19 protein-coding genes are annotated in these 23857 nt (G+C 64.2%); 8 read left to right on the top strand and 11 right to left on the bottom strand.

Translation table 11 applies throughout. The features are described 5' to 3' along the window. Positions 1-30 precede the first annotated feature (30 nt). The 8 genes from KIH07_RS21220 (at position 31) to KIH07_RS21185 (ending at position 7628) form a co-directional block, all read left to right on the top strand. Positions 31-672, top strand: coding sequence for an NADH-quinone oxidoreductase subunit J (locus KIH07_RS21220; protein ID WP_226493860.1), 642 nt, complete (start codon positions 31-33; stop codon positions 670-672). Further along, the gene (nuoK, locus tag KIH07_RS21215) at positions 669-977 is read left to right on the top strand and encodes an NADH-quinone oxidoreductase subunit NuoK (RefSeq protein WP_226493859.1); all 309 of its coding nucleotides are present in this window, start codon (positions 669-671) and stop codon (positions 975-977) included. Before KIH07_RS21220 ends, nuoK begins: the two co-directional genes overlap by 4 nt. A gap of 105 nt (positions 978-1082) precedes the next feature. After that, positions 1083-3116 (top strand): NADH-quinone oxidoreductase subunit L, encoded by a 2034-nt coding sequence (gene nuoL / locus KIH07_RS21210; RefSeq protein ID WP_226493858.1) that lies wholly within the window; start codon positions 1083-1085, stop codon positions 3114-3116. A gap of 13 nt (positions 3117-3129) precedes the next feature. After that, positions 3130-4605: an NADH-quinone oxidoreductase subunit M gene (locus tag KIH07_RS21205; protein ID WP_226493857.1), complete on the top strand. Its 1476-nt coding sequence runs from the start codon at positions 3130-3132 to the stop codon at positions 4603-4605. 36 nt (positions 4606-4641) lie between these two features. Then, on the top strand, positions 4642-6138 hold the full coding sequence (gene nuoN, locus KIH07_RS21200) for an NADH-quinone oxidoreductase subunit NuoN (RefSeq protein ID WP_226493856.1): 1497 nt from the start codon (positions 4642-4644) through the stop codon (positions 6136-6138). 61 nt (positions 6139-6199) lie between these two features. Beyond that, the gene (locus tag KIH07_RS21195) at positions 6200-6502 is read left to right on the top strand and encodes a DUF2818 family protein (protein WP_226493855.1); all 303 of its coding nucleotides are present in this window, start codon (positions 6200-6202) and stop codon (positions 6500-6502) included. A 26-nt stretch (positions 6503-6528) separates the two neighbouring features. Further along, on the top strand, positions 6529-7137 hold the full coding sequence (locus KIH07_RS21190) for an NUDIX domain-containing protein (protein WP_226493854.1): 609 nt from the start codon (positions 6529-6531) through the stop codon (positions 7135-7137). An 8-nt stretch (positions 7138-7145) separates the two neighbouring features. Continuing rightward, a complete protein-coding gene (locus KIH07_RS21185; protein WP_226493853.1) occupies positions 7146-7628 on the top strand; it encodes a DUF1178 family protein in 483 nt (160 codons plus the stop codon). Between the two features lie 108 nt (positions 7629-7736). Here KIH07_RS21185 and KIH07_RS21180 read toward each other — a convergent pair whose 3' ends face one another. From KIH07_RS21180 to KIH07_RS21130, 11 genes are all read right to left on the bottom strand, one after another. After that, positions 7737-9704: an acyltransferase family protein gene (locus tag KIH07_RS21180; protein ID WP_226493852.1), complete on the bottom strand. Its 1968-nt coding sequence runs from the start codon at positions 9702-9704 to the stop codon at positions 7737-7739. A 102-nt stretch (positions 9705-9806) separates the two neighbouring features. Then, the gene (locus tag KIH07_RS21175) at positions 9807-10949 is read right to left on the bottom strand and encodes an SAF domain-containing protein (protein WP_226493851.1); all 1143 of its coding nucleotides are present in this window, start codon (positions 10947-10949) and stop codon (positions 9807-9809) included. A 91-nt stretch (positions 10950-11040) separates the two neighbouring features. After that, complete coding sequence (locus KIH07_RS21170) at positions 11041-12981, bottom strand: polysaccharide biosynthesis protein (RefSeq protein WP_226493850.1); 1941 nt, start codon at positions 12979-12981, stop codon at positions 11041-11043. 27 nt (positions 12982-13008) lie between these two features. Continuing rightward, on the bottom strand, positions 13009-13569 hold the full coding sequence (locus KIH07_RS21165; protein WP_226493849.1) for a sugar transferase: 561 nt from the start codon (positions 13567-13569) through the stop codon (positions 13009-13011). Continuing rightward, positions 13566-14498, bottom strand: a complete 933-nt coding sequence (locus KIH07_RS21160) for a UDP-glucose 4-epimerase family protein (RefSeq protein WP_226493848.1) — start codon at positions 14496-14498, stop codon at positions 13566-13568. The genes KIH07_RS21165 and KIH07_RS21160 overlap by 4 nt, the downstream gene beginning before the upstream one ends. Beyond that, positions 14495-15583, bottom strand: coding sequence for an acyltransferase family protein (locus tag KIH07_RS21155; RefSeq protein WP_226493847.1), 1089 nt, complete (start codon positions 15581-15583; stop codon positions 14495-14497). Before KIH07_RS21155 ends, KIH07_RS21160 begins: the two co-directional genes overlap by 4 nt. Before the next feature lie 36 nt (positions 15584-15619). Continuing rightward, positions 15620-16570 (bottom strand): glycosyltransferase family 2 protein, encoded by a 951-nt coding sequence (locus KIH07_RS21150; protein ID WP_226493846.1) that lies wholly within the window; start codon positions 16568-16570, stop codon positions 15620-15622. A 67-nt stretch (positions 16571-16637) separates the two neighbouring features. Continuing rightward, positions 16638-18320, bottom strand: coding sequence for an ArnT family glycosyltransferase (locus KIH07_RS21145; RefSeq protein ID WP_226493845.1), 1683 nt, complete (start codon positions 18318-18320; stop codon positions 16638-16640). Positions 18321-18360: 40 nt separating this feature from the next. Beyond that, positions 18361-20550, bottom strand: coding sequence for a glycosyltransferase family 2 protein (locus tag KIH07_RS21140; RefSeq protein WP_226493844.1), 2190 nt, complete (start codon positions 20548-20550; stop codon positions 18361-18363). Between the two features lie 15 nt (positions 20551-20565). Beyond that, complete coding sequence (locus KIH07_RS25510; RefSeq protein ID WP_226493843.1) at positions 20566-22662, bottom strand: glycosyltransferase family 4 protein; 2097 nt, start codon at positions 22660-22662, stop codon at positions 20566-20568. A gap of 152 nt (positions 22663-22814) precedes the next feature. Then, positions 22815-23675: an NAD-dependent epimerase/dehydratase family protein gene (locus KIH07_RS21130; RefSeq protein WP_226493842.1), complete on the bottom strand. Its 861-nt coding sequence runs from the start codon at positions 23673-23675 to the stop codon at positions 22815-22817. Positions 23676-23857 lie beyond the last annotated feature (182 nt).

Below are 23857 nucleotides of genomic sequence, written 5' to 3'. Positions count from 1 at the left end.
TGGGTTGCCCCTCGACCGAAGAACCATTCCATGGACTACCAGACCGGCTTTTTCTACCTGTTCGCGGCGGTGCTGCTGTTTGCGGCCTTCCGCGTGATCACCGCGCGCAACCCCGTGCATGCGGTGCTTTATCTGATGCTGTCGTTTTCCCAGGCAGCGGCCCTGTGGCTGCTGCTCAAGGCCGAGTTCCTGGGCCTGACGCTGGTGCTGGTGTACCTCGGTGCCGTCATGGTGCTGTTTCTGTTCGTGGTGATGATGCTCGACATCAAGCTCGAAGGCGGTCGCTGGAGTTTCTGGCAACACTTCCCGCTCGCCGCCGCGCTGGGCGCCCTGGTGGCGGCCGAGATCATCGCCGTTTTGTGGGCCGGTTTCCCGTCCATCGTTATGGCGTCTTCTGCACCGATGCCTGCGAGTTATTCGAACACCGGGGAGCTCGGTCGCCTGCTGTACAGCGACTACCTGTACCCGATCCAGGTGGCGGCGGTGATCCTGCTGGTGGCGATGGTCGCCGCGATCGCGCTGACGCTGCGCCAGCGCAAGGACAGCAAGGCCATCAACCCCGGATTGCAGGTGCACGTGCGCGCCAGCGACCGTCTGGTGGTGCTGCCCATGGCCGCCACCCAATCCGCGCCCCTGGTTGACGCGGCCGCCATCGAGGAGGGCAAGGCATGAGCATCACACTGGGTCACTTTCTGTCCGTGGGCGCGGTCCTGTTCGCCCTCTCGGTGATCGGCATCTTCCTGAACCGCAAGAACCTCATCGTGCTGCTCATGGCCATCGAGCTGATGCTGCTGGCCGTGAACATGAATTTCGTGGCGTTCTCCCATTTCCTGGGTGACATGCACGGCCAGGTCTTCGTGTTCTTCATCCTGACCGTGGCGGCTGCCGAGTCGGCGATTGGTCTGGCCATCCTGGTTCTGTTGTTCCGCAACAAGGCATCCATCAGCGTCGAAGAACTCAACACCCTCAAGGGTTGATGACCATGTGCCCGCACGCTCGTCATTTCATGCATTCGCAACCCTCCGAGGGGGCACAAACCGCCCCTGGGGCGGCCCGGCGGTCGGTTTAAGGCCTTTCACACCATGAGCACAACCCTTTCTGCAAGCACACTCCTGGCTGTTCCGCTGGCCCCGCTGGCGGGCGCCGTGCTGGCCGGCATCCTTGGAACCACGTTTGGCGGCAACGTCATTGGTCGGCGCACTTCGCACTCCCTCACGATCCTGGGCGTGCTGATCGCCTTCATCCTCTCGGCCATGACGCTCAAGAGCGTGGCGGTCGATGGGGCGCGCTTCAATCAGACCGTCTACGAGTGGATGGTGGTCGGTGGCCTGAAGATGGAGATCGGTTTCCTGGTCGATGGCCTCACCGCCATGATGATGTGCGTGGTGACCTTCGTCTCGCTGATGGTGCACATCTACACCATCGGCTACATGGAAGAGGACGACGGTTACAACCGCTTCTTCGCCTACATCTCGCTCTTCACCTTCTCCATGCTCATGCTGGTGATGAGCAACAACCTGCTGCAGCTGTTCTTCGGCTGGGAGGCGGTGGGTCTGGTGTCCTACCTGCTGATCGGGTTCTGGTTCAACAAACCGACGGCGATCTTTGCCAACATGAAGGCCTTCCTGGTCAACCGCGTGGGCGACTTTGGCTTCATCCTGGGCATTGGCCTGATCGTGGCCTACACCGGCACGCTGAGCTACACCGAGTTGTTCGCCAAGGCGCCCGAGTTGGGCCAACTGGGCTTCCCAGGCACCGACTGGCTGTTGATCACCGTGATCTGCATCTGCCTGTTCATCGGCGCCATGGGCAAGTCGGCCCAGTTCCCGCTGCACGTCTGGCTGCCCGACTCGATGGAAGGCCCGACCCCGATCTCCGCCCTGATCCACGCCGCCACCATGGTGACGGCCGGCATCTTCATGGTCGCGCGCATGTCGCCGCTGTTCGAGCTGTCGGACACCGCGCTCAACTTCATCATGGTGATCGGCGCCATCACGGCCCTGTTCATGGGCTTCCTGGGCATCATCCAGAACGACATCAAGCGTGTGGTTGCCTATTCCACGCTGTCCCAGCTCGGCTACATGACGGTGGCGCTCGGTGCCTCGGCCTACTCGGTGGCGGTGTTCCACCTGATGACACACGCCTTCTTCAAGGCCTTGCTGTTCCTCGCGGCCGGCTCGGTGATCATCGGCATGCACCACAACCAGGACATCCGCTGGATGGGCGGCGTGCGCAAGTACATGCCCATCACCTGGATCACCTCGCTGCTGGGCACGCTGGCCCTGATCGGCACGCCGCTGTTCGCGGGCTTCTACTCCAAGGACAGCATCATCGAAGCGGTGCACTTCAGCCACCTGCCGGCCTCCGGCTTCGCCTACTTCGCGGTGCTGGCCGGTGTGTTCGTGACCTCGTTCTACTCGTTCCGCCTCTACTTCCTGGTGTTCCACGGCAAGGAACGCTACGACCAGAACCCGGATGCGCACCATGGGCATGACGACCACCACGACGATCACGGCCATGGGCATGGCGATCACAAGCCGCACGAAACCCCCTGGGTGGTCACCGTGCCGCTGCTGCTGCTGGCGATTCCGTCGGTGGTGATTGGCTTCATGACGATTCAGCCGATGCTGTTCGGCGAGTTCCTCAAGGACGCGATCCACATCAACCTCGAACTGCACCCGGCCATGGAGAAGTTTGCCGAAGAGTTCCATGGCCCGCTGGCGATGGCGCTGCACGCCTTCTCCACTGCGCCGTTCTACCTGGCGCTGGGTGGCGCCGTGGTGGCCTGGTACATGTACATGGTCAACCCGGCCTTGCCGGCAGGCATTGCGCGCACCTTCAAACCCATTGTGACCATCCTGGAAAACAAGTACTACATGGACTGGTTCAACGAAAACGTGCTCGCCCGTGGCGCGCGTGGTCTGGGCATCGGTCTGTGGAAGGGCGGCGATCGCGGCGTGATCGAGGCGGGTGTGGTCAACGCCAGCTGGAAGCTGGTGGGTGTGGTGTCCGCGGTGGTGCGTCAGGCACAGACCGGGTACCTGTACCACTACGCGCTGATGATGATCGTGGGCGTGTTGATGTTCATGACGTATTTCGTGTGGCTCGCCCACTAAGAGGAAGAACAAGATGGGTTTGCTGAGCCTTGCGATCTGGACGCCAATTGCCTTTGGCGTCGTGCTGCTGGCCCTGGGCCGCGACGATCAGGCGCACGTGGTGCGCTGGATCGCTCTGGTGGGTGCGGTGTTGAGTCTGGCGGTGACGGTGCCGTTGTACAGCGGTTTTGAACTGGGCACGGCCGCGATGCAATTCGTGGAAATCAGGCCCTGGATCGAGCGCTTCCATGTCAACTACCACCTGGGCGTGGATGGCATTTCGCTCTGGCTGGTGCTGCTGACCGCGTTCATCAACGTGGTGGTGGTGGTGGCCAGTTGGGAGTCGATCACCAGCCGCGTCAACCAGTACATGGGCGCCTTCATGATCCTGTCGGGTCTGATGATCGGCGTGTTCGCCGCGCAGGACGCGATGCTGTTCTACGTGTTCTTCGAAGCCACGCTGATTCCGATGTACCTCATCATCGGTATCTGGGGTGGTCCGAACAAGATCTACGCCGCCTTCAAGTTCTTCCTCTACACGCTGCTGGGCTCGCTGCTCATGCTGGTGGCACTGATCTACCTGTACACACAGGCCGGCGGCAGCTTTTCGTTGTCCGACTGGTACAAGCTGCCGCTGGGTGGCACCGCCCAGACCCTGCTGTTCTTCGCGTTCTTCTTCGCGTTCGCGGTGAAGGTGCCGATGTGGCCGGTGCACACCTGGCTGCCCGACGTGCACGTCGAGGCGCCTACCGGTGGTTCGGCTGTGCTGGCGGCCATCATGCTCAAGCTCGGCGCCTACGGCTTCCTGCGCTTCTCCCTGCCCATCCTGCCCGATGCCTCCCACGAGTGGGCCTGGCTCATGATCGCGCTGTCCCTGGTGGCGGTGGTCTATGTGGGTCTGGTGGCCATGGTCCAGCAGGACATGAAAAAACTGGTCGCCTATTCGTCGGTGGCGCACATGGGTTTTGTCACCCTGGGCTTCTTCGTGTTCAGCGACCTTGGCGTGTCGGGGGCAATCGTGCAGATGATCGCGCACGGCTTCGTGTCTGCCGCGATGTTCCTGGCCATCGGTGTGTTGTACGACCGCGTGCATTCGCGGGAAATCGCCTCTTACGGCGGTGTCGTCAACACCATGCCCAATTTCACCGCGTTCGCGCTGCTCTTCGTCATGGCCAACTGCGGTCTGCCGGGCACCGCTGGTTTCGTCGGTGAGTGGATGGTGATCCTGGCCGCCGTCAAGGCCAACTTCTGGATCGGCGCCGCCGCTGCCACGGCCTTGATCTTCGGCGCAGCCTATTCGCTTTGGATGTTCAAGCGGGTGTACCTGGGCGCACCGGGCAATGGCCATGTCAAGGCGCTGATCGACATCAACCCCCGCGAATTCCTCGTGATGGCGTCGCTGGGCATCGCGGTGCTGTTCATGGGCGTGTACCCCAAGCCCTTCACCGACGTGATGGACGCCTCCGTGGCCGAACTGCTGCGCCACGTTGCCATCTCCAAACTGAACTGATCCCGTGACCGGCCAAAAACACAAGAGAGCGTTTACATGATTGACAACCTCAGCTGGGTCGCGGCTTACCCTGAAATCCTGTTGCTGGTGATGGCCTGCGTGATCGCGCTGGTGGACCTCGGCGTCAAGACCCCGCTGCGTGGGGCCACCTACCTGCTCACCCTGCTCACGCTGGCCGTGGTGGCCCTGCTGCAGGGCATGTACGCGAGCACCGGCCAGGCCACCCTGGCCTGGGGCGGCATGGTCGTGAGCGACCCCATGGGCAACTGGCTCAAGTGTTTCGCCGCGTTGGCCATGATGGTCACCCTGGTCTATGGCCGCGTGTACGCGGGAGATCGCGGCATGCTGCGGGGCGGTGAGCTGTTCACGCTGGCGCTGTTCGCGCTGCTGGGCATGTTCGTCATGATCTCGGGCCACAACTTCCTGATGATCTACCTCGGCCTGGAGCTGCTCACCTTGTCCAGCTACGCGTTGGTTGCCTTGCGCCGCGACGACGTGCAGGCCACCGAAGCCGCCATGAAGTATTTCGTGCTGGGGGCGCTGGCCAGCGGTTTCCTGCTCTATGGTCTGTCCATGGTGTACGGCGCCACCGGCTCGCTGGACTTGGCCGAGGTGGTCAAGGCCATCGCGGGCGGTGAGGCCACGCTCAAGGGCTCACCGCAGGTGCTCACGCTGGGTCTGGTGTTCGTGGTGGCCGGTCTGGCGTTCAAGCTGGGCGTGGTGCCGTTCCACATGTGGGTGCCCGACGTGTACCACGGTGCACCCACGGCCGTCACGCTCATGATCGGTGGCGCGCCCAAGCTGGCGGCGTTCGCCATCGTGATCCGCCTGCTCGTGGAAGGTCTGCAGCCACTGGCGGTGGACTGGCAACAGATGCTGGCCGTGCTGGCCGTGGCGTCGCTGCTGGTGGGCAACCTGGCCGCCATCGCGCAGACCAATCTCAAGCGCATGCTGGCGTTTTCCACCATTTCGCAGATGGGTTTCATGCTGCTGGGCCTGCTGGCGGGTGTGGTGGCGGGCGACAGCAGCAACGCTGCGAATGCGTACGGTTCGTCCATGTTCTACGTCATCACCTATGTGCTGACCACGCTGGGCACCTTCGGTGTCATTCTGCTGCTCTCGCGCAGCGGCTTCGAGTCGGAAAACATCAGCGACCTCGCTGGTCTGAACCAGCGCAGTCCGTTGTACGCGGGCGTGATGGCGATCTGCATGTTCTCGCTGGCGGGCGTGCCCCCGCTGGTGGGTTTCTACGCCAAGCTGTCCGTGCTGCAGGCGCTGCTGGCGTCCAGCGGTGCCTTCTACATCGGGCTGGCGGTGTTCGCGGTGATGATGTCGCTCATCGGCGCGTTCTATTACCTGCGCCTGGTCAAAGTCATGTACTTTGATGCGCCCACACAAACCGCCGACATCGCCGCTGGCGCCGATGCGCGCTCGGTGCTCTCCCTCAACGGTGCGCTGGTGCTGGTGCTGGGCATCGTGCCCGGTGGCCTGATGACACTGTGCGCGCAGGCCGTGGCGGCCTTGCTCGCCTGAAGCCCGGGTATTCAACCGGTCGGTTGCAACTGGCCGGTCACCCGGGCCCCATCCTCCCCCCATGACCCATACCGTTTCTGTCTGGCTGGTGCTGGTGACCGCACTGATCGCCGCCAACCTGCCCTTTGTCAACGATCGCTGGCTGGGCGTGATTCCCCGCAAGGAACCCAAGACCTTGTGGATGCGTATGGGTGAACTGGTGGTGTGTTACCTGCTGGTGGGCGCGTTGGGCCTGGGCCTGGAGCAGGCGGCCGGCCAGATCGCACCCCAGGGCTGGGAGTTCTATGCCGCCACCGGGGCTCTGTTCCTCACGCTCGCGTTTCCCGGCTTCGTGTACCGCTACCTTTTCCTGCGCCGCAGGTAGCAATCCATCCCCCGAGGGAGCTGGACATGGACGACGACCGCCATTTGCGTGAAACCACGGTGTCCCGCACCGAGTTGCTGCGTGGTCAGCTGTTGCATGTGGTGCGCGATACCGTGCGTTTGCCGTCGAGCGCGCAAGCCACGCGTGAATATGTCTTGCACCCTGGCGCCGTGATGGTGATCGCGCTGCTCGACGACGCACGGGTGGTGCTGGAGCGCCAGTACCGCCATCCCCTGCAGCAGGTGATGATCGAGTTCCCGGCCGGCAAGCTCGACGCGGGCGAGGCCAGTCTGGCCTGCGCGCGGCGTGAACTGCACGAAGAGACCGGCTACAGCGCGCGCGAATGGGCTTTTGCGGGTCGGCTCGCTCCGACGATTTCCTACTCCACCGAGATCATCGACATCTGGTTTGCGCGCGGTCTCACGCTGGGTGAGCGCGAGCTGGACGAGGGCGAACACCTGGACGTGTTCACCGCGACGCTGCCCGAGCTGCAGGCCTGGTGCCGCGGGGGTGAGGTGATCGACGGCAAGACGCTGGTGGGCACGATGTGGCTGCAAAACGTGCAGGACGGCATCTGGTCGCTTGACTGGTCGGGGGAGCCGGGCGCCAGCACGGATGGGGTCGCTGCGGGATAATTGGCGATATGAAGGTCCTCAACCTGCAATGCGCCCACCAGCACGGGTTTGAAGGCTGGTTTGCTTCGGAAGAAGATTTCACCGGCCAGCTTGAGCGCGGGCTGGTGAGTTGCCCGCTCTGTGGCGACACGCAGATCCAGAAGATGCTGTCCGCGCCGCGTCTGAACCTGCGCACGGGCCGGAACGACACCGCCACAACCGACCTGGGAGTGTCTACCGCATCTCTCGAATCCGGTCCGGAGTCGGGCGTCACGGCGACAGGCTTGCCACCGCAAGCCCGGTGGCTGCGGGCTTTGCGCGAGCTGATGGCCAACACCGAAGACGTGGGCGAGCGTTTTGCCGACGAGGCCAGGGCCATGCACAGCGGCGAAGCGGATCAGCGCAACATCCGGGGCAGCACCAGCCCCGAGGTGGCCCAGGAGCTGATCGAGGAGGGCATCGATGTGATGGCGCTGCCGTACCTGCCCATGCTCAAGGAAACGCTGCAGTGACCACCGGGCCCGATGGGGCCCTTATCCCTTTTCCAGGTGACACCGCATCCGGCGGCGGGGGGACCTAGGAACTCCCTTGCCTCCATTGACGCGCAGGCCCGCGACGGTTCAGCGTGGCTTGAAAATCAGCGGTGCCAGTTGCTCGACGTAGTAGACGGCCGCGCCGGTGGACAGATGGCCGTAGTCGTAGGACAGAGGTTGCGTGGCGTTCTCGTTCAGCCGTGTCAGGCAGCCGTCCGGGTTGCAGAAGTAGTCCATGCCTGAAATGAACTCGATGTTCATGGCCTTGGCGCGGGCACGCATCTTCTCCGTGACGTCGCGCAATTGCGGGTCCAGACCCTCTTTCAAGCGCAGGGGCGGGCGCTTGAGCGGTGGGCCCTTCTTCCACTCGTCCATCAGCAACTGAGGCAGCGGCTTCTGCCAGTACGGCACGGCCCCCAGCATGATGATGCGGGGGACGCCCGCCTTCTTGAGTTCAGCGACCGTGGCTTCCAGGTTCGTCAGGTCGTAGCGGCGGTGGTGCCACCAGGCGTAGAGGATGACCACATCCGGTTTGGCCGCGCGGATGGCGCGGATGGTGTCGTCGTTCAGGCTTTTGCACAGCGGGCGGGGCTCGATGCCCAGAATGGGCGGGCAAATGGCGCCACCGCGCTCACCCAGACCGAACGGGTACTTGCCGCTGTCCTGCAACGCCTTGAATCCCGGGTAGAGCGAACTTGCGTGGGAGTCTCCCCAGAGGAAAACCAGGGGGCGCTTCTTCTCGATGCAGAAGTCCTTGTAGCTGGAAGCCGGGTACTTGTAGTCCAGCATGCAGTCCTTGTCGCGCCAGCCTTCGATGACGGCGTCCTTGCCGCCCTTGTTCATCATGTTGCGCACGATTTCCGGGAAGCGCGCATCGAATCCGTCGCGCTGGTAGGTGGTGAAGCCCAGACCCGCCGCCAGCGCGATGCCACTGCACAGGGCCACCGTGATGCCGCCCCGGTTCAAGCGACCAAAACGGATCGGCTTTTCCACCGCTTGGTAGGTCAGCCAGGCGAGCAACACGCTCAGTGCGACCCAGCCGAGCTGGGTGGCCACGGGCGGCAGTTCGCCAGCGTGGATGTGCGCGAAAGAGAGCAGCGGCCAGTGCCAGAGGTAGAGCGGGTAGCTGATCAGGCCGATCCAGACGAAGGGCTTGCTGGCCAGCACGTGTCGGTTGACCCAGGCATGGGGCCCCGCGGCGATCATCAGCACGCTGCCCAGCGTGGTCGCCAGTGCCCACCAGCCGGGAAAACTGCGCTCCGGGTCGATCCGCACCAGGACCAACAGCACCAGCGCCAAGCCGACCCAGCCGTAGACATTGCCGTGCCGGCCGCTGTGGTGTGGCGTGGTGTTGGGCGGGCTGTGCCAGCGGTCGCGCAGGAACACCGCTGTCCAGCCCACGCGGTGAACGTGCATGGCCGCCAGCATGGCGCCCACCATGAGTTCCCAGAAACGTGCCGCCGGGTTGTAGAACGCGGCGGTGGGCTGGCCTTTGACCAGCGACAGGTTCAGCGCGAAGGACAGCAGCAAGAGGATGAGGATCCAGCGCAGTGCATTGACGCGCCAGCGGTGCAGCGCGTACAGGGTGAGCGGCCACAACATGTAGAACTGCTCTTCGATCGCCAGCGACCACAGGTGCAGCAGGGGTTTGTTGGCCGAGGCGGCGTCGAAGTAGCCCGCTTCACGCCAGAAGGCAAAGTTGGAGATGAAGGCACTGCCGGCGAAAACGTGTTTGCCCAGCTGCTTGTAGTCCACCGGCGTCAGGTTGAACCAGCCCAGGGTGATGACGGTGGCCAACACCAGGAAGAGGGCGGGGAAAATGCGCTTGACCCGTTTGGCGTAGAAATCGGCGAAACCAAACCGGCCTTTTTGCAGCCCCGACAGGATGATCGAGCTGATGAGGTAGCCCGAGATGACGAAAAAGATGTCCACACCCACAAAACCGCCCTGGATGTGCTCCGGGAAGGCGTGGTGCAAAACCACCGCGACCACGGCGATGGCTCGCAAACCGTCGATGTCAGGTCGGTAGTGGGCGGTGTGGGGGCTCGATGTCATGCAGGGGAACACTGGGCCCACATGCGCGGGCGTGCCAAGGGCGGGTCAACCGGGTGCCGGGCGGCGGCTTTGCGCCGGCCGCCACGGGCGGGGCACCGGGTTTCAGGCGTAGAGCTTGCGGGAGATGTCCAGCGCCAGCGAATCGGGCAGCTCCACGTCGTCGAAGCTCAGGATCTGGCCCGCTTCCACCGGACGTGTGATGACCGCGTTCTGGATCAGCCCCATGGGCACGTGGCCCGGCACATCCTGGATGCGGGCGGCTTCGCCGCGCACCTGGAAGCCGCCGATGGCGCGGTCGATGCGGGTCCCCACCGGCAATGCGGTCTTGGCGATGCCGACGATGGACAGCGTGGGGTGGGTGGAGTTGTTGAGCAGCACACCACCCCCGTTGATGACGCGGCGCACGGTCTTGACGATCTCGTACTGGCAGAGGTGGAAGTTCTTGACCAGGACGTAGTAGGGCCCGTCGCCCAGCTTGAGGTAGTTGAGCGCCTTCCACTCATCGGCGTCGTGCGTGCCCACCACGAACACGCCCGCCTTGCCCGGGGCGAGCATGTAGTCCGCGATCGGCTGGCCCAGCTCGGCCGCGAAGCGCGCCAGCTCGATGGCGGTCTTGTTGACGTCCACCGCGCTCGGGCCTTCCATGCCCTGGCGGGTGATGGTCGCGCCAAACCCGTTGGCCACGAAGGCCTGCTCGATCTGGATCTTGGTGCCATCGGTGAACGACGTGGTCTGTTCGATGCTGATGCCCTGCTTGCCGGCCCAGTAGGCCATTTCCTCGGGCTTGGGCAGGTGGTTGAGAAAGCCCTTCATGTTGCCGTAGACGATGGGTTTGAAGCCCATCATCACCGCCTCTTCGTGCAGCGCGGCGATGCAGCCCGGCTGGTCGCCCTCGGCTTCGGTGAGCAGGCCCTTGTCGGCGAACCAGGAACCAGTGGTGATGTGGAACTCGGAGTTCATCGTGACCACGGGCTTGCCGGCGCGCAGCGCCTGGTCGATGACATCGGTGGAGTGCAGCACGTCGCCACTGCACTCGACGATGATGTCGCAGGTGTCGATCAGTTGCTGCACCGAGTGGGTCAGTCGCTCGGGAAAGGGAAAGCTCCCGGCCTGCTCCAGCGGGCGGCGTGTCAGCACCGAGGTCAGGCTCAGGTCGGGCGCGTGGTTGTGGATCAGGCGTGCGAAGCCACTGGCGATGAAGCCGGTGCCGGACAGGCCGATGCGGTGTTTCTTGACGGTGTTCATGTGGTGTCGAGCTCTTGTGTGACGGTTCTCGAAAAGGGCCTGCGGTCCTGCGACCGGGCCTGGTGGGTCAGAGCGCCCGTGGGCCGGGCGGTCAGCTGCAGTAGCGCGCGGCTCCCAGATTGTCCATGTTGACCAGATCGACCGACTCGTGGTGGGCCTGATAACCCGACACCAGCTCGGTCAGCAGGACCTTCATGCCTTCGGCGTCGTTGTCGTCGAGGATTTTCTCCAGTACCACCAGTTTCTCACGCAGCACCGCCCAGGGCAGGAAGTCCTCGGTGGCCTTCATGATGCGCGCATGGGAGGTGGGCTGGGGGTTGTTGCCGATCAGCAGTTCTTCGTACAGTTTTTCGCCCGGGCGCAGGCCGGTGATCTCGATCGCGATGTCACCGGTCGGGTTGTCCTCGTCGCGCACCGACAGGCCCGAGAGTTCGATCATGCGCGTGGCCAGATCCAGGATCTTGACCGGATCGCCCATGTCCAGCACGAACACGTCGCCCCCCTTGGCCATGGCGCCGGCCTGGATCACCAGTTGCGCCGCTTCGGGGATGGTCATGAAATACCGTGTCATCTCCGGGTGGGTCACCGTGAGCGGACCGCCATCCCGGATCTGGCGCCGGAACTTGGGCACCACCGAACCCGAGGAGCCCAGCACATTGCCAAAGCGCACCATGGAAAACCGGGTGTGCGGGCGGGTGACCGCCAGGGCCTGCAGTGCCATTTCGGCCAACCGTTTGCTTGCGCCCATGATGTTGGTGGGGCGCACCGCCTTGTCGGTGCTGATGAGCACGAAGTCCGACACGCCTTCTTCGGCGGCGACCTGGGCCGCCGTGAGGGTGCCCAGGGTGTTGTTCTTGATGCCTTCGACCGGGTTGTGTTCCACCAGCGGCACATGCTTGTAGGCCGCCGCGTGGTACACGGTGTCCGGCTTCCAGGTCGACATGATCTCGCGCAGCCGCTGCGGGTCGCGCACCGAGGCGAGCAGCGGGACCAGAATGGTCTCGGATCCGTCAAGCTTGTCCTGCAGCTCCTGGTGGATTTCGTACAGCGCAAATTCGCTCTGCTCGATCAGCAGCAGGGTGTCCGGGCCCACGGCCAGGATCTGGCGGCACAGCTCGCGCCCGATGGAGCCGCCAGCGCCGGTCACCATCACCACCTTGTCCTTGATGTTCTTGCCCAGCAGGATGTGGTTGGGGCTGACCGCATCGCGGCCCAGCAGGTCGTCGATGTCGAGTTCGCGCAGGTCCGAGGTGCTGACGGTGCCTTGCGCCAGCTCGCTCACGCTGGGCAGCGTGCGCACCTGGACGTGGGCGCTCAGCATCTGCTCGATCATCTCGTTGCGGCGATGCCGGCTGGCCGACGGGATCGCCAGCAGCACGGTGCAGATCTGCAGGGAGTTCACCAGACCCGGCAGATCCGCCGGGCTGTAGATCGACAAGCCGTTGAGCACGTGCCCATGCAGGCGGTCGTCGTCGTCAAGAAAACCCACCACCCGCATCTCGTGGCTGTTCGACATGGCCGCGGCCAGCTGCCGGCCCGCGTTGCCCGCGCCATAGATCAAGACCCGGGGCAGGGAGCCCATCTTGAGCTGGTTCTGGTACAGGCCGCCGAGCCAGAAGCGCGCCAGCATGCGCGAGGCGCCCACGGTCAGCAGCAACAGCATGGGCTGAATCAGGCCCACGGTGCGGGGGACCCCGTCGATGCCGATGGCGGTGAACACGGTCGCGAACAGCAGGCCGTAGACGGCGATGGCCTTCATCACCGTCATCAGGGCCGAGAGGCCAGAGTAACGGAAGATGGCGCGGTAGAAACCGTTGACCACGAAGATGGGCAAGGCAATGACCAGCGAGACCAGCACCGCCCACATGGGTTGCCAGTAGGCGTCGCCCGACAGCTTGACCCAGTCGCCCAGACGCAGGTAGTAGGCCAGCCAGACCGTGAGCACGCACAGCGAGGCATCGACCGCCAGCACCACCACGCGCTTGGCGGGGCGGGGCATGGCCAGGATGGGCAGGGCAAAACGATTCAACATTTGAACGCTTCTCCGTTGTTTCAGGGCTCAGTGCGAAACACCGTCCCGACGCAGCACTCGCCACGCGGTCATGAGCACGATCTGCAGGTCGAACCAGAACGAACGCCGACGCAGGTACTCCCGGTCGAGTTCGACTTTTTCAGGGATGGGCAACTCGTCACGGCCATTGACCTGGGCCCAGCCCGTCAGGCCGGGCACCACGCGGTGCACGCCGTGTTGTGTGCGCAGTTCGATCAGGTCGTCCTGGTTGAACAGCGCGGGTCGTGGCCCGACGAAACTCATGTCGCCCTTGAGGATGCACCACAGCTGCGGCAGTTCGTCGAGACTGGTCTTGCGCAGAAAGGCTCCCATGGGGGTCAGATACGCTTGGGGATCCTGCAGCAGGTGCGTGGCCACCGCCGGGGTGTCCAGTCGCATGCTGCGGAATTTTGGCATTCTGAAAACATGGTTGTCACGCCCCACTCGATCACTCCAGTACAGCGCGGGCCCCTTCGACGTCAATCGCACGAGCAGCGCCAACAAGCCGATGGGCAGCAGAAGAACCAGGCTGGCAACGACGGCGAGGCAGATATCGAACAAGCGCTTCATTTCACGACATCCTGCACCGCCATCCTCAGGCCTTGCTCCACCGTCAGCCTCGGGGTCCAGTCCAAAACCTTCGTAGTATGCCCTATGTCCACCTGAAGCGAGCCGGTCAGGCGCTCGATCTGCCCCTGGCGCCCCGTCAGTCGGCCGGCGGTGTGCAGCCACGCCACAGGCACCGGCAGCAGCCGCGTCGGCCGGCCCATGGCCAAAGCGAGCAAGCGGATCAGCTCGGCGGTGGAGAGATCGTGGTTGTCGGAGGCGAGAAACGTCTGGCCGGCGGCCTCGGGTTGATCCAGGCAGCGCGTGAGCAGGTCGGTCAGGTTGTCCAGCGCCAGCAGCGAGCGGCGGTTGTCCACCCGGCCCAGCGGCAGTGGCACGCCCCGCGCCACCAGCTGCATCAGGCTCAGGAAGTTGGCTTTCACCCCCCGCCCGTACACCAGTGGGGGGCGCACCACGACGACCTCCAGGCCGGTGTCGCGGGCCACCTCCCACAGGGCCTGCTCCGCCTCCCATTTGGAAAGGCCGTAGGCATCGAGCGGGTGGGGCGCGTCCTGCACGCTGAACCGGGTGCCGGGTGGGGTGTGTTCCCCATGCACCTTGAGCGAACTCAGATACACCAGCCGGCGCACGCCCAGGGCAGCTGCCTGCTGCGCCAGCCGGCGTGTGCCCGCCACGTTGACATGCCGAAACGCCGCCATCGGGTCCCCGGAACTGTCCCGCATCACGTGCACGCGCGCCGCGCAGTGGACCACGGCCGACACCCCCGACAGCGCGGCGGACCAGTCGGTTTGCGGGCCGATGTCGGCCACGGCGATGGCTCGGGCGGCCGGCGTTGCCGTGCGCATCAGCGGCCGCACCGCCCGGCCCTGGGCCAGCAGGCTGCTGCACAGGGCCTGCCCGACAAAGCCGTTGGCGCCGGTGACCGCAATCATGGAAGCCCTCGAACGGGCATCAGCGCACGCGTGCGAGCGGGCTTCCCCAGGCTCTGAGGCAGGAAGCGCTCCATCACGTACACGGTGGGCACCAGCAGGACCGCGGTCACGGCCAGCACCAGCAGGCCGAGCGCCACGTCGTGGTCGATGGCCTGCAGGCTCAGAGACAGCGCCGCCACCAGCAAGACCTTGACCGATTTGATGACCAGCATGTGGATCAGCATGATCGACAGGCTGTATTGGCCGATCCAGGCCAGCCAGCGCGCGTTCTTCCCCAGCAGCTGAACCAGGAGGATGAGCATGAAGGTGCCGCTGAAAGCGAACACCAGAAACAGCGCGGGATGGCCCAGGCGGGCTTCCGCCACGGTGACGAAGCCGTTGACCTGGCTGAGCAGGCTCACGGCCAGCAGCAGGGCGAACAAGGCCACCTGCCGCAGAGGAGACATGGTCGTTTGCGGCCGGTGGCGCGACAACCAGTAACCCGCCTGGAAAAACACCAGCCCGATCAACGCGGAAGACAGGCTGAACGGCAGCTTGACGAAGCGTGCCGCTTCATAACCCGCCGCGGCCAGCAACAGCACGACCCCCATGCGCGCCGCGTCCGATGCCACCAGCCGGTTGACCCCGTACCCGACCATGACGGTGCAGAACAGGGCGATCACGAACCAGACCGGTGTGTTGACCAGATGGCCGTCGCCCAGCGAGCCATAGAAAACGCCGATCAGCGGCGGCAGCAGGCCGTAGTTGAACTGTTCGATCTGCAGGTGCATCTGCCTGGCCGCCAGAAAACCGGCCAGGTAGAACAGGAACCCCAACATGGCGTAACAGAAGTACGGCACCAGCAAGGTCCGCACTTTCTTCTGGAAAAACCCCTGGAGAGGTTCGGCACCCGGTTTGAAGGTCCAGCCCGAGAGAAAGAAGAACAGCGGGACGTGAAAGGCGTAGAGGAAGACGTAAAACGCCGAGGGCTCGGCCACCGAATAGAGGTGCCCGATCACGATCAGGATGATGCCCAGCCCTTTGGCCGCGTCGATCCATTGGATCCGGGTCGCGGATGCCTGGTCGGACACAGGGGTGCGGGTCATGCTTGCGATGGGGTTGCCGGGGCCGATGGTCAAGGCTTATTTGCCCAGGTCCCGGTTTTCCAGGGTCATGGTGCGAATCTCTTCCAGCAGTTTCCGGTTGGCCGACAGCAGATCGGTCACGAAGGCGATCAGGATGGTGTGGAACCCGATGATGAGCAGGGAACTGGCCAGAATCAGTGACTGGATGTGACCGTCGTATCCGGCTTCCGTGGTGAACCACTTGTAGAGAAACCGCAGGCCGATGGCGAACCCGATGGCGAACAGGGTGAGGCCAATCGAGCCGAAAAAGCGGAACGGCCGGTAGATGACGAAAACCCGGACGATGGTGACGATGCTGCGGCGGATGTACGAGGAAATGCTCTTGACCAGGCGAGAGGGCCGCAGATCGCCGTTGACGCGGATGGGCACCGAGGTGATGGCCATGTTCTTCTGGCCCGCCTGGATGATGGTTTCCAGTGTGTAGGTGTAGTCGCTGAACACCGTCAGGCGCCGTGCGGCCGAGCGGCTCATGGCCCTGAAGCCGCTGGGCGCGTCGGGGATGTCGGTCTTGCTGGCCACCCGGACCACCCAGCTGCCCAGCTTCTGCAGCAGCTTCTTGACCGGGCTGAAGTGCTCGATCGCCTCGATCGGGCGCGCGCCCACCACGATGTCGGCCTTGCCGTCCAGGATGGGGCGGGTCAGCTGCGGGATGTCGTCGGCGTTGTACTGGTTGTCGGCGTCGGTGTTGACGATGACGTCGGCGCCCTGTTCCAGGCAGGCCCGAAGCCCGTTCATGAACCCGCGGGCCAGGCCCTGGTTGCGGGTGTGCCGGACCACGTGGTCCACCCCATGGGCCAGAGCCACTTCAACGGTCTTGTCCGAACTGCCGTCGTCGATGATGAGCCATTCGACCTTGTCAAAACCGGGAACCTCGCGCGGCAGGGCCGCAAGGGCAATGCCCAAGGTGTCTGCTTCGTTGAAGCAGGGGATCTGGATGATGAGTTTCAATCTGGCGCTCCGGACAAAAAAAAGACAAGACGGGAAATGGGTGACTGGACGGGGGCTGTGGTGGGCTTCAGTGATTGCACTGAGCGGACTTCAGGTATCCCAGGGTTTCGTCGTGAAACTCCACCAGCAAACGGATGTCGCAAGGCTGGAGGTCCTTCGGCAGGTTCCTGATGGCGAAGGCAAAGCCCGAGCTGGCCGCCGCGCCGATGCCCAGCGCCTTGGCCACGTCGGGTCGTTGGGCGCCGGGTTTGACCGACGTGATGTAGTCCTCGCGCGCCAGCACCCAGAGCCGCTGGACGCGGGCACGGTGCACGGTGTCAAACACCCAGCCGCGGGCCTTCAGCAGGCCGTCTTCGAGCGTGAGCCCGTCGATGCTGCCGACCACCTCGTTGCGCCGGGCGATGCGCAGCGGTCCAAAGTTCTCATAGGTGCGCTCGGTGTATTCGAAGGTCGGCCCCAGTTCCTGCAGCGCCTCGTATTGTTTCTGCTGCGTGAAGGGCACCGAGGACCAGAACACCACCACGGTCAACAGCGCGAACACCCCGGTCATGAGCTGCTTGAACCAGCCCGGCCGGCACAAGGAGAAGAAGGGAAACCACACCAGCGGAATCAGGAAGAGGTAGTACCGGGGCTGGAAACCGGAGAGCACACCCGTCTGGGTGTAAGCCCTGTATCCCAGATAGATGTGGATCGCCAGCATCAGCACGATCGAAATCGCCAGCGCGTCGAAGAGCTTGACGAAGGGCTTTTTCGCGGCAGCGATGTCGGGTGAGAACCGGACCACGATCCAGCCGGCCAAAGGCAGGCCCAGCATGGCGAAGAAGACGGCGGTCAGTTCCTCGGGGATGGGGGCCACGCTCAGGTGCGAAAAGATGATCGGCAGTCTGCGGGCCATGGAATGGTAGAAATCCATGGCATAGGCCGACAGACTGATCGGGTTTTCAACAGCGGTCACCTGATACAGGTTTCCCGCCTTGGGGAAGAACGCCCCATGGGTCAGGTAGGTGAACGCGTAGTAGGCGCCCGTGACCCCGAGAAACACGGCGAATGCGATCCAGGCTGGGCGGGTGGCGAGCGCGCTGCGCAGGTGCTGCCCGTTGAGGGCTGCGTAGACCAGCCCGAAAAACACCAGCATGGCCATGCCAGTCGCCTTGGTCAGGAAGACGATCAGCAGGCCCAGCACCACCCATGCGAGCGAGCGGGGCAGCTTCTGATGGGGGTCGTTCGCGATCCGGGCCATGCCGTAGAAGGTGATGGCAAAGCCCAGGTAGAGCAGGGTGTCGTTGTTCACGCTGCCCGCCAGGTACCCCATCATCGGGATGGCCGAGCAGGCCAACAGGCTGATGCAGGTGGCGCTGCGTTCAACGCCCAGCCGGTCCGCCGTCAGGACCGAGAACAAAAGCGCCAGGCCATAAAGCGCCACGCTGAACAGCCGGAAGGTGAGGTAGTCCGGCTTGGGGTCGAGCGAAAACAGCTTGCCTGCGGCTCCCAGGAGCGAGTAGTACAGCGGTGGGTGGCTCAGGTAGTTGGGACTGCCAAAGCCGAGGATGGTGCCACTGCCGTAGTTGGGCAGCAGGAACGCCGAATGCATGCTGTCCCACACGTACGACAGGTGCGACATTTCGTCGGGCGGGTAGCTCAGCGGCGTGTTGCGGGCGAACACCACCGCCTGCAGCATCAAGAAGACGATCAGCAGCAAGGCGGGCAGCAGGTCCTTCTTGCGGTCCATGCCGTTCAGAAATGGGGCCATACCGCCTCGATGAAAATCCGTTGCACTGTCACGAACTGTTTCATGCGTTGGTGTTGGCGTTGGCGTACGCATGGGCCACACGGGGCGGCCAGGCGAGGCCGAAGTCCTCGTGGTCGAGCGTGAGGTTGGGGCTGTAGGCCGGGTCGTTGGCCATGAGCGTGGGCCAGCGTGAACGCATGTAGCTCACTTCCTTCTGGAAACGCGCCATCTTCTCCGGCGTGTCCTCGTAGCCGCGCGTGGCCGACTCGTGGTGGAACAGGGAAGCAAACGGCGTGTAGATGTTGCGCAGGCCGATCTCGGTGAACTTCAGGCACAGGTCCACGTCGTTGCAGGCCACGCGCAGGTTCACCTCGTCAAAGCCGCCCACTTTCATGAAATGCTGTTTCTGCACCGCCAGACAGGCCCCGGTGACGGCGCTGAACGAGCTGATCAGCGAGGCGCGGCCGACATAGCCGTGGGCCAGCGACGAGAAGCCTTTGTGCGAGTGGCCAGCCCAGCCACCGATGCCGAGCACGATGCCGGCGTGCTGCAGCATGCCGTTGGGGTAGAGCAGCCGCGCGCCCACGGCGCCCACGCCGGGACGGCAGGCCTGGCTGACCAGTTCGTCCAGCCATTCGTGCGTGATGATCTCGATGTCGTTGTTGAGGAACACCAGCACCTCGCCCCGGGCTTCGCGGGCGCCCAGGTTGTTGATGGCGGAATAGCAGAACGGCGAGTCGTCGCGGATCACGCGGAAGTTGTCGGCCTGGGCCTGTTCGGCGAAGTAGGCCAGCGCCGCCGGATCGTCCGACCCGTTGTCCATCAGGATGATTTCGTAGTTCTTGTAGCGCGTCTTGGCCTTGATGCTCTCGATGCACACCTTCACCAGGTGCACCATGTTGCGCGTGGGAATGATGATGCTGACCAGGGGTGGCACGTCGGGCAGCTTGTAGCGCGCCCGGTAGCCGTGCCCCACGAACTGGGCCCGTGCGCGGGCACCGATGCGCTTGAAGTGGTCGTTCAGGGCGCGCTCGCCCGCCAGCATGGCGTAGGGCTTGATGTTGAGATCGGCCGTGGCGGTGCTGCCCGCGTGGGCGCGCCAGTGGTACAGGATGAACGGCACGTGCACGATCTGGGCCGGCTCGATGTGCTCGATGGCGCGCAGCACCAGATCGTAGTCCTGGGCGCCCGCGTAGGCGTCGCGCAGGCCCCCGGTGCGGGCGATCAGGTCGCGGCGGTAGAAGGCCAGGTGCGTGACCAGGTTGTGCGAATAGAACAGGTCCAGGTTCCAGTCGCTCTTGAAGTAGGGGTCGTAGCGCCGGCCCTGCTCGTCGAGCTTGTCCTCGTCGGAGTAGAGCATCCGGGCATCGGGGTTCGCCGCGATCGCGCGCACCATGTAGAAGAGGGCGTGTGGGGGCAGCAGGTCGTCGTGGTCGAGGAAGGTGATCCAGTCACCCGTGGCGGCTTCCAGCGCGCTGTTGGTCGCGGCCGAAATGTGGCCGTTCGTTGCCCTGAAGACCAGCTTGATGCGGGCATCTTCGGCCGCGAGCTTTTCCAGGAACGGCCGCACGGCGGGGTCGGTGGAGGCGTCGTCGGCGATGCACAGTTCCCAGTGGGGATAGAGCTGGTCCTTCACCGACTGGATGGCCTCACCCAGCCAGACCAGGTTGGCGTTGTAGGTGGGCATGACCACCGACACCTTGGGCGACGCTGTCAGCGCCGCCACCTGCTGACGCATCACCTCCAGGGCGGCCGCGTCGGGTGTGTCGTAGCGGCGCACCCACTCCTGGTAGTCGCGCAGGTCCAGCACCTTGGGCGCGTGGTCGGCGGCCTGCGCGTCCACGCCTTCACCGGGCGCGTACGCGTGCAGCGCCTGCCGGGTGGCCAGGCCCGCGCCACGGCCCGAACGCAGACCGTCCTTGAACACGCGCAGGGCGTGCTTGAGGTTCTGGATGGCGACGCTGACCGCGCGCAGCGGCGCCGTCACACGCCAGCTGGTCGACCGGTACATGCGGTCGATCTGGGCCTGGGTCTCCTTCACGGACGCCTGCTGCGACAGGATTTCCTGGTTCTGGCAGGAGATGACCTGGTAGGCCGAGATCAACTGGAAGTTGCGCTCGGTGTAGTCCTGCAGCAGTTCGACCAGCTGTTGGTCGCGGTCCTTGACGGCCTCGGTCAGCTCGTTGAGTTGCTGGGCGCTGGTGTCCGCGGGCGCGGCAACGGCATGGGCCGGGTCTGTGGTGATGGGCATGTTCAAAGTTCGATCTCAAATCCGGTTGTCTTGGCGCAGTTGCTGCAGGCGGGTCTTGTAGGCCCGGGCCACGGCCTCAATCGAGTAATTTTCGGTGATGTTCTTCCGGGCATTGGCAGCCAGCCGCGCCCGTTCGGTCTTGTCTTCTCGCAGCCGGACCATCTGCCGGCTCGCCAGCGAAATGTCGGGGTCGCACCAGAACTGCCCATCGGCGAACAGGTATTCGTTCTTGTCCAGCGGAATCCGCTCGCCGCTCACCAGATAGCTGGTGTCCTCCGTGCAGAAGTCGACGTTGCCCGAAAAGTCCGTCACCACGGTGGGAATCCCCAGCAGCATGGCCTCGGCGATGATGCGGCCGAAGCCTTCGGAGCGGTGCAGCGAAACATAGGCATCGCACGACGCCATCAGCCGGGTCACATCGGGGCGGGAGAGGGTCTGGTCGATCACCACCACCCGGTCATCGCCCTCGATTTCGGCAAGCATGGCTTGCCAGCCCGCGGAGTTGCTTCCCTGGCCCATGGCCTTGATCACCAGACCGACCCCGGGGTCGGTGGGGAAGGCGGTCTTGAAGGCGCGCACCGCGCCTACCGGGTTCTTGCGCGACAGCCAGGAATTGCCGTCGAACATCACCAGAAACAAAAACTTGTCGGACGGCAGACCCAACGCGCGCCGGTCGGGGCCCGTGATGGCGGGCAGTTCCACCGCCAGCGGCATGCGCCGCACCGGCTTGTCGCCCAGGCTGGCGAAGGCGGTGCCCACGTATTCGCTGAACACCCAGATCTCGTCGACCATCTGGTGCACACCCGCCAGGTAACCGGGCCAGGCGGGCAGTTCCCAGTGCCAGGCCCCGATGTTGTAGGTGCCAGCCGTCAGCAGTGAGCGCCCGCCCTCCATCCCCAGGCGGATCATTTCCGTGGGGGGCAGGCAATACAGGGAGACCGGATGCACCGGCGCGGCCACCAGCTGGGCGTCCAGCGTGTGGTCCAGCCGGGCCGGGCCTGGCATGGGGGCGTCGATCACGCAGTACGGCAGGCCGGCGATCTGGGCCGAGCGTGCGGCCATGCGCACATCCTCCGCAATGCCGATGACGGACTGGGCGTACCCGACGATGTTCAGCCCCGGCAGTTGTTCTGCCGGGTCCTCAAACAGGCCGGCCACGGCCGCGTATTCGGTTGGCCCATTGGCCTTCCACCAGGCCTCCAGCCCGTTGCAGCCCGCAGCGCTGCCCAGGTCGAACGCCGCTTTCAGATCGGCGCGCGCGCTCCAGATCAGGCAGGGCAGATATGGCAGTGGCCGGGCGCAGGAGGTGGGCGCCATGTGGCGCGTGGTATCGAACGCAGCGCTTTTTTGTGCCAGTTGGCTGCGCAGCTCCATGTGGTTGCGCAGCGACCAGGACGGCACGGCGAATTCGTGAAAACCGTTCTGTTCCCACCAGATAAGGGCGGCCAGACAGCCCGTTTCGCTGTCCAGCGGGTACAGGTTCCGCAGATCGTCGCGCCCCTGAACGATGAGCGAGAGGAACAGTGGAAGAGGGAATGCACCCTGCGGGCCATGGGCGCGCAGCTGGCGCAGCGAGGCGTCCACACGCCAGGCCACGCGCACGTATTCCTGGTGGCCAAAGCCGAACCACCACATCAGCAAACCGATGCGGCCGGACACGTGGGCAATGTCGTAGCTGGCCTGCAGATCGGGCCGGTCGGCCCAGATCAGGCGCAAGGGCTGAGGCAGGGCCTGGGTGATCGAGGCTTCGTCCACCACCACCTCGCGCGTCCGGGCCGTGAAGCGGGGCACCAGGTCCAACACGCTGGGCCAGTTGCCGCGCAGCATGCGGGTGAAGCCACGGCCGCCTTGGGCGAACAGTTCATCGGCATCCAGACCCCGGAGCGTGTCCAGGTCCGCAGGGGTGAGCGTCCACTCCATCTCGGCGTAGTCTTTGCGGCTGTCCGATTCCCACCAGGCGTAGACGGCGATCCGGTCGAGCAAGCTGTCGGTCTTGAGGTGGGCAATGTCGGGGCGAATGCCCAGCAGCAGGCGAATGCCTGCCGGAACGGCAAAGGCCCTGTCGGCCGGATTCTCGGGGGCCTGTTTCAGCCAGTCGGTGTGGGGGATCACGGGCGTCCTGCGGTGATGTCTGCTGATCGGGCCCGTTGCCAGTGTTCTGGGCGTGTACCGTCCGGCGGTCCAGGTGGCAGGTCAGCATGTCCTGCCACCCCGCATTATAAGATTTGCCGCCAGCGCGACCCCTTGCGCACCGGGTGGCGCCTTTAGCTGGCGCGCGCGGCCGCCAGCATGCTGCTCAAGGTGTCCTTCAGAGCGTAGGCCGGCAGCGGCCCGGTACAGGCCCTGAGCTTGTCCGGGTTGCCGCAGAGGCGGTGTACCTCGTTGGCGCGCACGAAGGCCGGGTTCACGTTCACCTGCATGTGGTGGCCCGTCAGCTCTTCCAGAGCCGTTATCACCGCCTGCAAGGTATAGGGTTGACCCGAGCACACGTTGTACACCTCACCCGGCACGCCTTTGTGCAACAGCGCCAGATAGGCATCGCAGACCAAGCGCACGTCATTGAACTCGCGCTCCACGTGCAGGTTGCCCAATTCGATTTGGGGAACCCGGCGGGCAAAGTGGTCCACCAGCTTCGGGATCAGGAAGCTGGGCGATTGACCCGGGCCGGTGTAGTTGAAGGGCCGGGCCAGAAACAGAGGCAGGCAGTCCGAGTAGGTCCGCGCCATGTGTTCCATGGCCAGTTTGCTCATGGCGTAATGGTTGACGGGGGCCGGGGGTTGATCTTCGGCAATGGGTGATGCGTCGCAATTGCCGTACACGTTGGCGCTGCTGGCGATCAGGATGCCGGTCAAGTGCTTTTGATGGTTTTTCAGCGCCTTCAACAAATTGACCGTGCCAATGACGTTGACCTTGTAGAACGCAGTTTCGTCCGCGTGACCGACAAAGCTGATGCCGGCCAAGTGAACAACTTTATCTATGCGTTGGCCATTCAACTCGTCTTCCATTGCATGCACATCGTTCAGGTCGGATTGAAGCGCCAGAACGCGGTGACCACGCGATTCGGCCATTTTCGTGAAGTGTTGGCCGGTGAAGCCGGCGGCGCCCGTTAGCAAAATGGAAGACATAAGGGGTGTTTGTTGTGCGGAAAAGACAAACGGTTGCATTCGCGGCAAGAATGAAAATCCGTTGCAGTTTTGGATTTTTGATACGCGATACCTCTGGGGTCAGGCGACCACCAGGAGGTGCTTTCATGCCATTGGTCAATATGGCGCCGGGGGACTCACTGGGGTTGTGCGATGATACGGCC

This window comes from Hydrogenophaga taeniospiralis (assembly GCF_020510445.1).
GTDB lineage: Bacteria > Pseudomonadota > Gammaproteobacteria > Burkholderiales > Burkholderiaceae_C > Hydrogenophaga.
This window is presented reverse-complemented; position numbering and strand designations above follow the sequence as displayed.